Raw genomic sequence first — 13,952 nt, 5'->3', positions numbered from 1 at the left:
CGACAAAACGCAATGGGCGCAGCCGCTTGAGCTACTTGATGGCTCCGCGCCTGCGCCCATTGCTCACGCCGCCGAATGATGGCACACAAAAGGAGAACAAGCTCGATTTAAGAGTGGCCCCGAAAAAAGGGGCAGGTCAGGACGTAACGTCTATGAAGCCAAGAAAGCTTTCGGCGGTTTTGTCGTAACGGGTTGCGACGCGGCGAGCGTTCTTCAACTTGTTGAAGCACCGCTCGACCAGGTTGCGCAACGTATACAGCGAATGATCCACACCGACACGCATCTTGCGTGACTTGCGCATGGGAATCTGAGTGAGCACGTCCCGCGCCTCCATCTTCTTCCGAATGCTGTCAGCGTCGTAACCTCTGTCGGCCAACAGGACGCTCGGCTCAGGAATGTTGTCGGCCATGACCAGATCGAACCCCATGTAATCGGACGTCTGGCCCGGCGTGATCTCGGTTCTCATGGGCAGGCCTGCTGCATTGACGCGGAGGTGGATCTTGGTCGTGAACCCACCTCTTGAACGGCCAAAACCCTGTCGCGGAGTCCCCCTTTAGCGCCCGCTGCCTGATGATGGGCGCGGATCACGGTGCTGTCGATCATCTGCAGGGCGTCCGGCACCGCCCCGCTTTGGTTCAGGGCGTCCATGATGTCCTCCCACTACCGCGCCAGCGTCCAGCGCCGGAACTGCCGGTAGACGCTCGACCATTTTCCGAACTCTTCGGGCAGGTCGCGCCATGGAGCACCAGTGCGGGCAATCCAGAAAATCCCATCAAGAACAAGGCGGTGGTTGATCGGTTTGCGCCCATTCGGGGCGCGGACAGCCGAGATGAACCGTTCAAAGAACGCCCACTCTTCGTCTGACATCAGGTCTCGTGCCAAGCTGGTCTCCATTGCAGATACCAGCTTGAATCACGTCTGCACCGCCATGTGAATCCCTTTTGTCAACACGACCTAAGGGGCCGACCAATTAATGCCAGCTATTATTCAAAACAAAAAACCAGCACGTTAGCTCTGCCAGCGATCTGTAAGATCAGCGCAATTCAGTCGAACGACAGATCCACCTCTTTTTTCCTCTTGCAATATTATGGTTGGCCAGGATGACTGACTGAGTAGCCAATGCTACGCTTCAAAATAGCCAATTCTTCGAGCATCATCACCTCGAACCCTCCAAAAAAAATCAATTTGTTCAGAACTCAAGAACTCTCGAAAATTCTCAGATTTCCGTTTCCAAAAAAATTTTCCGTCTGCCTTAGTGCGGCTATCGGCTTCGCTCATGGCGGAATCGATCTCAGAAATGTCGATCTCCATGTATTTAGACAAAAACTCCAACTCTGTAGATCCATTTTCAATCAAGTTCTCATACATGATTGAGTGAACCCTAGGCGTTCCTGCCTCGCCAGCCCTAGAAACCCAGTATTTATTTGATTGGAACCAGCTCCCAGCGGGCTTGAAGCTTGGCTGTAGGGTTCCTGATATCACGAAATTCATAAAATACGCAGAAAATAGATCGGTTCCAACGATGCTATCAACGCTCTCAAACGGGATGGGTGCATCCCCTGTAACATTATTAGAAATAAAGTTTAAGTATGAAACAAATACGTCGAGCGGATGGCGCCGAATATGAATGATGAGGTCATTCGCCACCTTTCTGCCCTTGAAGTTCCTCAATTCAACATCAGTGTGGCTTTTGTAAAGAAAATAGTTGTAGTTTCCAAAGGGGGTGAGATTTTCCAGAATCTCTCCCTGGTGAACATCTGGGACAAATGCAGGAAGATCACCTTTGTCAACGCCCAAAAGTGATGCAAATATCTGCCTGATCCAAGTATTGCCGGATTTGGGGAAGGAGTATATACCGATTATCCTCTGCTCCGACAATTTCATCTCCATACTTAGCTGATTCGGTGGATCGAACCCCTTGTAAGAGTAAACTTCAAGAGGGCCTACGCAACCGGCATTTCTCTGCAGAAAAGCGCATAGCGACAGATTTCCGACATTCCCCAAGTGGAATGCTGCTTGATGCCAAGATCACCTGATTTCACTTACTGATCAAGCGTTTTGGGCCCTGTGCAGCGCTTGCATGGGGAGAACGCTCGAATGCGGGCACGTCGGGCCGCAAACTCGCATCATCCCGGCACTGCGTCGCCGTTCTTCAGCGCGGTGGACGGACCCGTCCTGCCGCTTTCGTTCAGTTTCTATCAGGGTCGCGGTCACGCACATGACGGCGGCGCTCAAAGGCGGTAGATCGCAGTTAGGATGGCCCTGATCATGGGGCCTTTGACCACCACCTCGGCAAGCTGGAAGGTGATGGCGCGAGCGTGAAGCACGACGCGGGCACCAATCTTGATCAGCTGCAGGCTGGTCAGCGGCCAGTCGGCCATGGCCTCTGGTAGTACGATGCAGCGCAGGAAGGTGGCCAGGTTGTAGGACAGCGCGTGCAGTTGAAGCCGGACCTCGTTGTCGCTGAACCGCTTGCACGAAAGCCGCGTCCAGCGGAAGGCGTATTTGCCTTCATTGATGTGCTGCTCTGCGGTGTCACGCTGGTTGTAGAAGCGTACCACCTAGTCCGGGTCCATCAGCATATTGGTGACGATGAAGCCGATTTTTGGGAACAATTCGCCCGGATGTCATTCAATCTTGGGTGGTCCCGGCTTTGCGCCTGATCGCGCACGCCAAGCACGATCTGGCGCACGTGAACGCGACCATCGAACTCTTCGCGGCACCGGAACGTCAGCGCGCCAGCTACATCGTCAGTCACGGCTTCTTCAAGAAGGGCGAAATCGCCGACATCTGCGTCCGTCACCTCGGGGTGGACGACGAACTGACGACGCGCGAACTTGCCGAACGTGTCATGGCGGAGCGTGATCTCGATATTTCCGATACCGTTCTCCGGAACTCGGTGGTCTTCAAGGTTGTCCAGGCACTGCGCCATGCCAAGCGGCGGAAGCTCGTGCGGATGATCGAGAAGCGGAAGGGCATGTGCGTCTGGGGCGCTGGAGATGCGCTCACGCTGCGCGTCGTTGCCAGTACCCCTTCCACGACCGGCTGACCGGGGACCCGAGCGCGCCGCTGATCAGACGGTCCGCCAGGCGACCATTGCTCTCCTCGCGATGGTCCTCGAGCCAGGCCGCGTGCGCCGCGTACGCATCCAGGTACCGCCCTTCGACCTTCAGATGCTGTCCGCCGATCATACGTCTGAGGCGCGAGAAGAAGCTCTCGGCGAGGTTCGTGTGAGCACCTCCCACGCTGTAACCCTCTGAATGGTTTATTCTTCGCATGTCAAAGTCGGTCTCCAATAGATCCCAATGGGTTACCTCGTCGGCCGAAACAACGGCGCCGGAAGCAATCCGTTCCCGCGCGAACTCGACACCTTGTGCCTCGCGGAGGAACGTCCTTGTCAACGTCCGACCGTCACGCTGGCGGAGCACGACAACGACCCGGCGCTTCCCGCTCCGATGTGCGAGGCGCCGACGATCGACGCGATCTTCCCGCAGGTTGGCGGGCCGGACGTGACCACCGAAGGCAGCGCCATCCACCTCGATCTCGCCGTCCAGACGAAGGTCCCTTGTCTCGGCCAGCATTGCTTCCCTCAGTTTGTGCATGAGCACGAAAGCCGTCTTATGCTGGACATCCAGGTCGCGCGAGAGCTGAACCGCGGAGAGTCCCTTGGACGTATTCACGAAGAGACAGATCGCACCTAGCAGATCGACGAATGAGAGCTTCCTGGACGCGAAGACCGTGCCCGACGTCACGCTGAACTGACGGTGGCATGCCGCCACTTGAACCGGCGCCTGGTCGTCAGATCGTAGATGTCGATGCAGCCACAGCTGGGACAGACCGGCTCACCATCTGTCTCCGTCCACCGCAGACGACGGAACCGATCGTAGGCCGCCTCCTCGCCCTCCGAGAAGATCGACTTCAAAGACAGGGTTCGCGCAGCCGCCGAAAGACGGAAATGCTGCGCCATGTGAACCTCCAGGAGTCAGAATGTTCTCATATTGTTCTTAATCGCAGGATCAGTCAATCATTTGGTGCATTTGCTACCTAAGACCGAATGCCTGAATGCTCACTGGTTCATGAGCCTTGCGAACGCCCCTGAAAAGCTGGAGGATTGGCGAAGACACTATAACGAAGACCAATCCCACAGTGCGATCGGATACAACGCCCCGATTGCCATGCATTATCTCGATGACGTGACCAGCCCGTCATCGAAATAGAGCCGCGAAAACCCTACTTCGTGCGCTTCAAAGTCGGATAGCAGTACATACCTTAAGAACAGATACACGTATTAGCTACGCGCGTAGACGTCCTCATAGCGGACGATGTCATCCTCACCCAGATAGCTGCCGGTCTGCACCTCGATCAGCACCATCGGTACCTTGCCGGGGTTTTCCATCCGGTGCACCGCGCCAAGCGGGATATAGACCGACTGGTTCTCGGTCAGTAGCTTGACCTCATCATCGACAGTGACCCGCGCTGTGCCTGCGACTACGATCCAGTGCTCGGACCGGTGCACATGGCTTTGCAGACTCAGCGCCGCACCGGGATGGACATGGATGCGCTTGACCTGGAATCGGTCGGCCAAGATTAGGGTCTCGTACCAGCCCCAGGGGCGGTAATCGACGGGCAGTTGCACCGCCTGCTTGGCGCCGCGCGTCTTCAGCGTCTTCACTGCCTGCTTGACGTTCTGGCTGTCGGACATGTCGGCCACCATCACGGCGTCGTTCATCGCCACCGCGACCATGTTTCGCAGCCCAATGCCAACCAACTCGATGCCCTCGTTTTCCGAGCGCAATAGCGAATCCGAGCAATCGAAGGCGGTGACATTGGCTGAGAGCGCATTGCCGCGTTCGTCGCGCGGTGATTCCTGCCAGACCGACTCCCAACTGCCCAGGTCGGTCCAATGCCCGTCGAAACGCACCACAGAGACATTCTCGGCCTTCTCCATCACCGCGTAGTCGATTGACTCCTCGCGCACCCTAGCCCAGAGCGCGGGATCGATCCGGGTGAAGCCCAGATCGCCAGTGCTGGCCGCCATCGCCGCCTCGACACCCTCAAGGATGTCGGGTGCATGGGCGCGGAAAGCTGCGATCAGCGTCTGGACCGAGGCCAGAAAGACACCGGCATTCCACAGGTTGCGGTCATCGGCAAAGAGAGCCTCGGCGCGGGCAGCGTCGGGTTTTTCGATGAAGCGGGTGAGGGTGTGGATGCCGGGGCGGGTCTCTTCCCCCGCCTCCAGCCAGCCATAGCCGGTCTCAGCGCGCGCGGGCGTGATGCCGAAGGTGACGATCTGGCCCGCGGCGGCGGCGGGTTCGGCTAGCGCCACCGCATCGCGGAAGGCCTGCGGATCGGGCACCGCGTGGTCGGATGGCACCAGCAAGATTAGCGCGTCTTCATCTTGGCGCGCAGCGAAAAGGGCTGCGGACACCGCGGCAGGTGCAGTATTGCGGCCCTCAGGCTCAATCAGGATGCCCGCAGGGGCCACGCCGATCTCTTCGAGCTGTTCGGAGACGATGAAGCGGAACCCGTCCCCCGTCACCACCAGCGGATCGGCGAAGCCCGCGCCGGTGAAACGCCGGGCCGAGGCCTGAAACAGGCTTTCCTCACCCAGGATATCGGTAAACTGCTTGGGAAAGCTCTTGCGCGACAGCGGCCAGAGCCGCGTGCCGGAACCGCCGCAAAGAAGGATGGGGGTGATCATGGGAAAGGCCCTTTTATTTGTCCGGGACCATGCCGGATGAAACTGGAACGGAAAGACGGGTGCAATCAGTGGCCGGGACTGGAGAGACTGTCGAGATAAGATCTGCAGATCGAATAGAACTTCTGATCCCAGACGGTATATGAGTCCAGCAACTCATGCTGGCGACGGGTCAGGGCTTGCATTGCCTCCTGAAAGCTGTCGGAACTGTTGGTCATATTCAGCCGCTGCTCGCAAATGTCGGTCAGGATGCCGCGCGCCTTTAGGCGTTGGAGATAGGCACCGAACTCCTCGGTCAGGCCAAACTCGCAGGCCTCGCTAAAGGCGTGCCGACAGGCGCGCTGGAACTCGGCAGTGTAGTCGATCTCGAGTTCGCTCGAAAAGTCGCGTATCCCGGCGATGCGCAACATCTGGTTGTTGTCGATATCCCACCGGAACTGGGGCCTTTCGGTTGAGGCATCCAGAAAATCCCCGAAACTCATACCTTCCTCGGCGATGCTCTTGTGAGAGGGATGATCCTCGGTGGCCTCGACATATTTGTAGAAGCTGTAGACACGGGGCTTGGGGTCGCGCAGCACGAAAAGATTGATGTAACTGTCGCGCAAGAACCGGTGGATGCCATAGGTCGCATGGCCGAAGAGCAGGTCGATATTCAGCCGCTGCCGCTTCGGCATCTCCCGGAAGGTCTTGATGCCGTCGCCATGCCAAGAAAAGCAGGATTTGCCCTGGAAATTATCCGCCAGGATACGGTTGAACGAAGACCCGGCCGTCTTGGGGATATGCAGATGGATGACAACCGGCGGCTTGTCTTGCGATGGGTGATAGTCGAACGCCGCCAGTCGTCTGCGAAACTCGTTCGAGGTGAAGAAGACCTGGCTCAGGGCTTTTTCATCCGGCAGCTTGCGCTTGGCTTCGATCACCGTGTCGTTTTCCGGGTCTCGGCCCAAGAACAATCTATAAGCCCACTCGACCTGTTCGCGGCTGAGGGTCATACTCGTTCTCCTCGCTCGGCCAGGATCTCGCGCAACCGCGCACTGTAACGCTTCGCGATCGCCTTCTCAGAAAAATTATTGCGTACATTCTCGAAGGCGGCATCGGCCCTGATCTTGCGCGCTTCGGGGTCGGAATAGACCGCGCGCAGCTTGGCGGCGGCATCGGTCACATCCGGCTCGGCCCATTTCTGGCCCTTCCGCACGAAAATGTAGTCATCGGGGCCAAGCGCGGTTTCCTTGTAATCGACCAGCCAGGCGGTCTCCTCCGAGCAGAAATCCATATTTCCCGAATAGGCGGTGCAAACCACTGGCACATGCAGGTTCATCGCCTCGATCATGCCAAAGCCCCACCCTTCGGACTTGTGCAGCGAGATATAGCAATCCGAGGCCGCCTTGAGCTGCAACAGCGCCTCATAGGTCAGGGTCTCGTTCATCACCATGATGCGGCTGTCGCGGGCCAGGATCGCGTCGATTCGGTTCCACATCCGCGCCTGCACCGGATCCGAGACGTTGTCGCGGTTCTGGGTCTTGATGATCAGGCGGACATCCTCGACCCCCTCGAAGGCCTTCTGGAAGGCCTGCAGGACCCCGACCGGGTTCTTGCGCTGGATGAAGGAATAGGAATCGAAGGCGACCAGGAACAGGAACTCATCGCCGTTCAACCGGAACCGCTGGTTGATGAAGCTGCGTGCCGCCTCGTGGTCGATCGCGTCCAGCTCTTCGTAGCACATGCCGACATTGGTGACTGGCTTGCCCGCCTCAGGCTTGTAGATCTCGATGCCGTATTCGGTCGAAACCCAGATCTCGTCCAGCAGTTCCATGCCGAGGTAGTGGCACAGGGCGGGGCTGTCGAGCTCCCAGTAGAAATACCCTATATTATAGGCGCCCGAGAACACGTCCGGCGCGTAGGCATAGACCAGCGGGATCGATTCCGCGTTGAGGTGGATAAGGTTCACTCTGGCCTGCTTGTAATCGGCGACGTCACCGACCTTGCTGAAGCCTTCGGGCGCGGGATTGTCGAGGCCGAAATTGACACAATTCAACTTGAGCCCGGTCTGCTCCAGGATTCCCGCCGACAGGCGCGTGGCCTGCCCAAGCCCGGAGGCTTTCTCAAAAGGGCCGATCAACTGGACATCGGCGACCTCCTTGCTGGTAACGCGCGGCAGGCTGGCGGCTTCCAGCCGGTGGCCGTCCTCGGTCAGGGACAGGAAATTGTGGCTGTAGAGGTCATAGCCTTGATCGCGCAGCACGGCGGCGAAGCGGTCGAACCCGATTTTGGGTGCGGTCTTGGACAGGGCCAACGACTGGCAGAAGCTTTCGAAGATCGAGGGGCGGCCTTCGGGCCGGTCGAAGAGCTTGACCAGCGACCGGTGCGGGACATAGCGCAGCAGGTCGGGACGGCGAACCCCCATCAGCACCAGGCAGAGGGTGAAAAGTTGTCGGTCCTCGGCGCGCATCTCGCTGAGGAAATGGAACTGCGAGTTGTTGCGGTGGTAATGATCCATGAAGGTCGAGAACGCAAAGGCATCATCCTTGCGGCTGACATGGACCGCGCGCATCAAGTCGACATAGCGCCGGGGCACTAGGCAATCTTCGGCAAAGAGGGTGCGCGCCTCGCTTGCGGCCCACCAATAGATGGTCTGGTTGAAATATTCGGGATCGTTCAGATCAAAATTTTCCAGCCGTTTGCGGTCGCGCACCAGTCGCCACCACATGACCCGGCTCAGGCTGTATTTCTGCCCGCCCATCACGATCGGTTCATTCAGATAGGCGATCAATTCCCGGGTCAGCGGCACCCGCAGCCCGTTGCGCACCACCGCATAGGTCGACAGATACCAGTTCAGGAAATGATCCCGATCATCGGGGTTGCCGTCGGTGTCGTAATCGCGTTCCTTGCGGGTGCGATACTTGGTGTATTCCAGATAGGCGGGCAGCCTGCCCAGGCTGCTGTCATCCACCGCCTCGGTGGGCAGGACGGATGCGGTGGAAAAAAAGCTGCCCTGATGATCTAGCTCGGCGCGATCGTCCTTGGACGCGGTCTCGGGCGCGGTCTTCAGCAGCGTGTTCAGAAGCTCCAGATCGCCGAATAGCAATTTCCGGCACTGCTCCATATGGGGCGAGTTTTCATTCAACCCCCCCGATGCGGCCGATGGCAGCTCATAGGATCCGATCTCATGATCGGTGCCATCCAGCACCCGGACAAACACCCTGCCACTGTTCTTTTCCGCCGCTGCCAGGACCGCCTGACTGATCGGAAAGGAAAAGCCGCATTCGCCGTCGCCGATGCCTGCATCGCGCACATCGGCTCGAAAGACATTGGCCAAGGTGGTATCCAGCAGCCCCTCGGAGACGAACAACCCGACAGTGACCGCCCCCTCGCTGGAGCCGTTCTTCACCACCCATCCATGCAGCTCATTGCCGGTATAGCCGTCAATATTACCGCGATAGGGACCTGTTAGATGCAACCGATGGGCATGGGGCACCAGGGCCCCGCGCATCGTGGATTTCAGCTGTTGATAACCTTTGAACATCTTTAGCCCCTATGGCTCAGCGAAGCGCGTCATAATCGGATTTCGCCATCATCGCCGCCAACTCGCGGATCTGCACCCTGGGCTCCCAGCCAAGCTTCTCGCGCGCCTTCGAGGCGTCACCGATCAACAGCTCGACCTCGGCGGGGCGGTAGAATTTCGGGTTCACCTTCATCACCTGCTTGCCAGATTTGCGGTCGGACGCGGTCTCGGCCTCACCCTCACCCTCCCAACTCAGGTCCATTCCGAGCGCCTCAGCAGCATAAGTGAAGAAATCGCGGATCGTGGTGGTGACATTGGTTGCCAGCACGTAGTCGTCGGCCTCGTCTTGTTGCAACATCCGCCACATGCCTTCAACGTAATCGCCGGCAAAACCCCAGTCGCGCTTGGCATCGATATTGCCGAGTTCGACCGGATTGCTGCCGCCATGGGCAAGCTCTGCCAAGCCGAGCGTGATCTTGCGGGTGACAAATTCCTTGCCACGTAGCGGGCTTTCATGATTGAACAGGATACCGCTCGAGGCATGCATTCCAAAGGATTCACGATAGTTCATGGTGATGTAATGGCCGTAGACCTTGGCCACGCCGTAGGGCGAACGCGGATAGAGCCGGGTGGTCTCCTTCTGTGGGACTTCCTGCACTAGGCCGAACATCTCCGAGGTCGAAGCCTGGTAGAACCGGGTCTCGGGGCGAACCGTGCGCAGCGTGTCGAGGATGCGGACAACTGCCATGCCATCGACATCAGCGGTATAGATGGGCAGGTCCCAGGAGGCACCAACAAAGCTCTGCGCGGCGAGGTTATAGAACTCGTCCATCTCCACGTCGCGGATGACGCGAAAGATATTGTTCGTTTCGGTCAAGTCGAACTCGTGCAGATGCACGTCGCGCGCCACGCCAAGCTGTTCCAGCCGGGGCAGCTCGGGCTGCGAGATCCGGCGCACGCCGCCATGCACCTCATAGCCCTTGTCTAGGAGGAGCTTGGCAAGATAGGCACCGTCCTGGCCAGTGATGCCGGTGATAAAAGCCTTTTTCATTGCGATATCCTTTTCAAATTCCATGCAGCCTGCATGTCAGGCCGGTTGGGTGGTCTGATAGTCCGGGGGCTCTCTGGGCTGCAACGCCTTATTCGGTCGTAGAACGGATCCGGTCGATCTTTCGGCTGACATTTGCCAGACCGGCCTGCAAAAGACCAGCCGCGGCCTCGGTGGTTTCGGCCTCGACATAGAGCCTGAGCTCGGGGGCGTTGCCCGAGGGGCGGATATGCACGATGCGGCCCGTCTGCGTCCTCATGCGAACCCCGTCGGTCAGGTCGGTGTCCGACAGGGCCTCGCCCAGATCGGCAAGGAACGCCTGTTGCGCGGTTTTCGATGTGGCGAGGTCACGGATGAGGCGTGCCGAAAGTTCGGTCGGGGTCTCGGTCAGTCGCTCGGCGCGGGTGACGCCGCCGGGCTCACCCTGCACGATGCGGCTGAGGGGCGTGGCGCGCGCCATTGTCAGCGGCGCGATGATCGGCAGGAAGCAGTCCCGCGTCCACAGGGGCGCAATATCGCCCGCGGGCCCTTGCGCCGTGAAGCCCAGGAGATAGCCGCCATTGGCCTCATAGCCCACGACCTTGCCGCCCGCCGCCTCCATCCCGGCGATCACGTAAGGCGAACCGATCTTGGTGCGTATGATACGGGCAAAGCGCCCGCCCGCTTCCGCGCCGGAATTGGAGGAGACCGGCGTTACCAGCACCTCGGCCCCCATCACCGCCGAGGTGATCTGACCTAGAAGATCACCGGGAATGACATCGCCCGCCTCATCGGCCAGCAGCGGTCGGTCGGCATCGCCATCGGTCGAGACCACGGCATCAAGTCCGTGCTCCGCGCTCCAGCCCCTGATCTGGGCGCGCGTCTCGGGGTCCACGGCCTCGGTATCGACGGGGATGAAGCTGTCCGAGCGGGCCAATTCCAGGACCTCGGCACCAAGCCCCCTCAGCGTCTCGGTCAGCAGGTCGCGCCCGACCGAGCTGTGCGCGTAAATCCCGATGCGCAGCCCCGCCAGCGCCTCAGGCCCAAAGCCCGCGATATAGCGCGCCTTGAACCGTGTGCCCGCGCCCGTATCCGTGGTTTTCTGCCCACGATCTTTCGCCGCGGTCCCCTTGCCCAGGCCCGCCAGGATGGTGGCCTCATCCGCTTTCGAGATCTCGCCGCGGGGGGTGTAGAATTTCAGCCCGTTGCGATCGGCGGGAATGTGGCTGCCGGTGACCATGATCGCGCCCGCGCCCGCTGCCAGAGAGGCCAGCGCCAGGGCGGGCGTGGGCAGCGCGCCGCAATCGACCACGTCGATGCCTGCCGCCAGCGCCGCCTCGGCCACGGTATTCGCGATATCCGGCGAAGAGGGGCGCAGGTCACGCCCGATATAGAGCGTGGCGATCTCGGGGAAGCCCGCCAGATAGGCGGTGACGTGATCTGCGATCAGCTCGGTCGTCATCTCCACGACCAGGCCGCGCAGGCCGCTGGTGCCAAATTTGGGGGGCAAACCGGAAACTCCTTCGTCAGATATTCTCTGGGCCTGTATTTGGCGGATGTGACACCCAATGCCAACTGCTGCGGCACATATCGGCCAGATCGCGCCGGGTGCGGAACCCAAGGATGCCGGCGGCGCGGACGACTTCTGCGCAATAGATTGGCACGTCGCCCGGGCGGGGCGCCACGACCTCATGGGGCAGGTCGCGCCCGCAAGCCTCCCCGTAGGCTCGGATCACCTCCAACACCGAGTAGCCCCGACCGGTGCCCAAGTTGATCAGGTGGCCCTGACCCGATTGCAATAGCTGTTGTAGCGACAGCACATGGCCATGGGCCAGATCCTCGACATGGATGTAATCGCGCACCCCGGTGCCGTCGGGTGTTGGGTAGTCATCGCCGAAGACCCGCAGTTTCGGCAGCGCACCGGTCGCGACCTTGGCAATATAGGGCATGAGATTGTTCGGGATATCGGTCGGGTCCTCGCCAATGAGGCCGCTCTCATGTGCACCCGCTGGGTTGAAATAGCGCAAGATGCCGAAGGCCCAGGCCGGGTCCGAAGCGGTCAGCTGCTCCAGCATCTCCTCGCCCGCGATCTTGGTCCAGCCATAGGGGTTCATGGCGCGGCGCGGTGCGGTCTCGGGCGTCGGCGTCTCGTCGGGGATGCCATAGACCGTGGCCGAGGAGGAAAAGACCAGCCGCCGGCAGCCCGCCACCTCCATCGCCTGCAAGAGCGTCGTCAGCCCACCGATATTGGTGGCGAAATAGTCCAGCGGGTGCGCCATGCTGTCGCCCACGGCCTTCAGCGCCGCGAAATGGACCACCGCATCGATCTTCGTTTCGGCAAATATCCGGTCCAGTAGCCCCCGGTTCAGCACCGAGCCGCGGATCACGCGGGGCATCGCGCCGGTAATTCGTGCCAACCGGTCGGGCACATCGGTCCGCGCATTGGAGAAATTATCCAGGATCAGCACGTCATAGCCCGCCGCGACCAGCGCCACATGGGTATGCGAGCCGATATAGCCGGCCCCGCCCGTCAGGAGTATCGTCCCTGTCATCCGTTCGTCTTTCCGCTCGAACCGCTCAAGTCTTCTTAAACACCAAATCCGCGCCACAAAACTGTGAAGAGGCCCCTTCTCGAATTTCATGACCGGAATGCCGAGCCTCGAAGCCTTGTCACCATAGATACGGGCAGAATTGCTCCGGAAACCATGGTGGCAGCTGAACGCATCCCCATAAAGCAAGCGCGGTTCTCCTAGGACATCCACGGGATCCGGCGACCTGTCCGTTTGAGGCCCGATGGATGTTCAGCCATTCCTCATCGGGTGCTTCTCGTGCTCTCCTTTGTTGTCGTGCGTATCAACCCCACCGACAACTGGGGTGGTTTGAGTGGATTTGGCCATGGGATCATCCTTCCGACGGTGACAGACATACTTCGCCAGAAAGAATGCACGGACAGGACAGTCATGAGACCAAGCGGTCAGGCCCTTCTCGGGTCACGCGGCATCTTCGAGACAAAGCCTCATCGCATGGCGCTCCCGGGCGGTCGACAGGTCCAGGGAAAGACACGTATCAGGTCGATCAGTGTTTGAGTCAAACCACCCGAGAACTGGTGGCCATCATATGACTATCCGTATTCATGATCTCGGGTGGCCCGTGTTTGGCGATGACCTCGTTCAGCGCTTCGGCGCAAAAGTCGGCATGCATCGTATTCGACAGCCGCCAGCTCAGCACCTTGCGCGTCGCCCAGTCCATGATGGCGACCAGATAAAGGAAGCCGTTCTTGACTGGCACGAAAGTGATATCGGCGCTTTAGACCTGGTTCGGTCGGGCATCCGGCACTCGGGGCTGAAGATGCGCTCGACACGCGAATACGTCGCAGCGCAAACCACAACCGCCTGAATGTCCAGTGAAACGGGGGTAAGATCAGTCATGTCCGACAGGGAGATGAGCCTGGATCTCACGATCCGAATGAAGCACACCAGATGATGATCTCTGGCCTAATGAGAGCTTGCACCTGCTTTATGGACGTAAACTCCGCACATCTTCTCCCTCTCCAGAGCGGAAATTTCAAGGCGTTCTCCGAGGATCTGACCTGCCCCTTTTTTCGGGGCCACTCTTAAATCGAGCTTGTTCTCCTTTTGTGTGCCATCATTCGGCGGCGTGAGCAATGGGCGCAGGCGCGGAGCCATCAAGTAGCTCAAGCGGCTGCGCCCATTGCGTTTTGTCGA

The 13,952-nt window shown here is 59.4% G+C and carries 9 protein-coding genes and 5 pseudogenes; 2 read left to right on the top strand and 12 right to left on the bottom strand.

The window, feature by feature from the left end; translation table 11 throughout:
- Positions 1-136: 136 nt before the first annotated feature.
- The 3 genes and pseudogenes from AC13C7_RS07980 to AC13C7_RS07970 form a co-directional block, all read right to left on the bottom strand.
- Positions 137-894, bottom strand: a pseudogene (locus AC13C7_RS07980) (IS5 family transposase).
- A 228-nt stretch (positions 895-1,122) separates the two neighbouring features.
- Positions 1,123-1,890, bottom strand: a complete 768-nt coding sequence (locus AC13C7_RS07975) for a sulfotransferase domain-containing protein (RefSeq protein ID WP_482867151.1) — start codon at positions 1,888-1,890, stop codon at positions 1,123-1,125.
- 341 nt (positions 1,891-2,231) lie between these two features.
- Positions 2,232-2,627 (bottom strand): annotated as a pseudogene (locus tag AC13C7_RS07970) (transposase); the annotation flags it as partial.
- Between the two features lie 26 nt (positions 2,628-2,653).
- Here AC13C7_RS07970 and AC13C7_RS07965 point away from each other — a divergent pair.
- Positions 2,654-3,049 carry a hypothetical protein gene (locus AC13C7_RS07965; protein WP_482867150.1) on the top strand — a complete coding sequence of 132 codons (396 nt, stop codon included), beginning with the start codon at positions 2,654-2,656 and terminating at the stop codon, positions 3,047-3,049.
- Here the strand turns inward: AC13C7_RS07965 and AC13C7_RS07960 are convergent.
- Positions 3,006-3,967: pseudogene (locus AC13C7_RS07960) on the bottom strand (IS1595 family transposase). The gene AC13C7_RS07965 and the pseudogene AC13C7_RS07960 sit on opposite strands and share 44 nt — an antisense overlap.
- Before the next feature lie 79 nt (positions 3,968-4,046).
- Here AC13C7_RS07960 and AC13C7_RS07955 point away from each other — a divergent pair.
- Positions 4,047-4,217 (top strand): annotated as a pseudogene (locus tag AC13C7_RS07955) (integrase core domain-containing protein); the annotation flags it as partial.
- A gap of 71 nt (positions 4,218-4,288) precedes the next feature.
- Here the strand turns inward: AC13C7_RS07955 and AC13C7_RS07950 are convergent.
- The 8 genes and pseudogenes from AC13C7_RS07950 to AC13C7_RS07915 form a co-directional block, all read right to left on the bottom strand.
- Positions 4,289-5,701: a mannose-1-phosphate guanylyltransferase/mannose-6-phosphate isomerase gene (locus AC13C7_RS07950; RefSeq protein WP_482867149.1), complete on the bottom strand. Its 1,413-nt coding sequence runs from the start codon at positions 5,699-5,701 to the stop codon at positions 4,289-4,291.
- A gap of 65 nt (positions 5,702-5,766) precedes the next feature.
- Positions 5,767-6,690: a sulfotransferase family 2 domain-containing protein gene (locus AC13C7_RS07945; protein ID WP_482867148.1), complete on the bottom strand. Its 924-nt coding sequence runs from the start codon at positions 6,688-6,690 to the stop codon at positions 5,767-5,769.
- Positions 6,687-9,221: a glycosyltransferase family 4 protein gene (locus AC13C7_RS07940; RefSeq protein ID WP_482867147.1), complete on the bottom strand. Its 2,535-nt coding sequence runs from the start codon at positions 9,219-9,221 to the stop codon at positions 6,687-6,689. Before AC13C7_RS07940 ends, AC13C7_RS07945 begins: the two co-directional genes overlap by 4 nt.
- Before the next feature lie 16 nt (positions 9,222-9,237).
- The gene (gmd, locus tag AC13C7_RS07935) at positions 9,238-10,251 is read right to left on the bottom strand and encodes a GDP-mannose 4,6-dehydratase (RefSeq protein ID WP_482867146.1); all 1,014 of its coding nucleotides are present in this window, start codon (positions 10,249-10,251) and stop codon (positions 9,238-9,240) included.
- Positions 10,252-10,339: 88 nt separating this feature from the next.
- Positions 10,340-11,737 carry a phosphomannomutase gene (locus tag AC13C7_RS07930; RefSeq protein ID WP_482867145.1) on the bottom strand — a complete coding sequence of 466 codons (1,398 nt, stop codon included), beginning with the start codon at positions 11,735-11,737 and terminating at the stop codon, positions 10,340-10,342.
- A gap of 16 nt (positions 11,738-11,753) precedes the next feature.
- A complete protein-coding gene (gene galE, locus AC13C7_RS07925; RefSeq protein WP_482867144.1) occupies positions 11,754-12,779 on the bottom strand; it encodes a UDP-glucose 4-epimerase GalE in 1,026 nt (341 codons plus the stop codon).
- A 544-nt stretch (positions 12,780-13,323) separates the two neighbouring features.
- Positions 13,324-13,551 (bottom strand): annotated as a pseudogene (locus tag AC13C7_RS07920) (DDE-type integrase/transposase/recombinase); the annotation flags it as partial.
- A gap of 170 nt (positions 13,552-13,721) precedes the next feature.
- Positions 13,722-13,952, bottom strand: a 231-nt coding sequence (locus AC13C7_RS07915) for a hypothetical protein (RefSeq protein ID WP_482867143.1), incomplete at its 5' end; no start/stop codon positions are given.

The organism is Alterinioella sp. B-7 (assembly GCF_056857775.1).
This window is presented reverse-complemented; position numbering and strand designations above follow the sequence as displayed.

Bases quoted from the DNA above. Each gene is read 5' to 3' on its own strand.
- AC13C7_RS07975 (WP_482867151.1), bottom strand. From the start codon at position 1,890: ATGGAGATGAAATTGTCGGAGCAGAGGATAATCGGTATATACTCCTTC.
- AC13C7_RS07940 (WP_482867147.1), bottom strand. From the start codon at position 9,221: ATGTTCAAAGGTTATCAACAGCTGAAATCCACGATGCGCGGGGCCCTG.
- AC13C7_RS07950 (WP_482867149.1), bottom strand. From the start codon at position 5,701: ATGATCACCCCCATCCTTCTTTGCGGCGGTTCCGGCACGCGGCTCTGG.
- gmd (WP_482867146.1), bottom strand. From the start codon at position 10,251: ATGAAAAAGGCTTTTATCACCGGCATCACTGGCCAGGACGGTGCCTAT.
- AC13C7_RS07945 (WP_482867148.1), bottom strand. From the start codon at position 6,690: ATGACCCTCAGCCGCGAACAGGTCGAGTGGGCTTATAGATTGTTCTTG.
- galE (WP_482867144.1), bottom strand. From the start codon at position 12,779: ATGACAGGGACGATACTCCTGACGGGCGGGGCCGGCTATATCGGCTCG.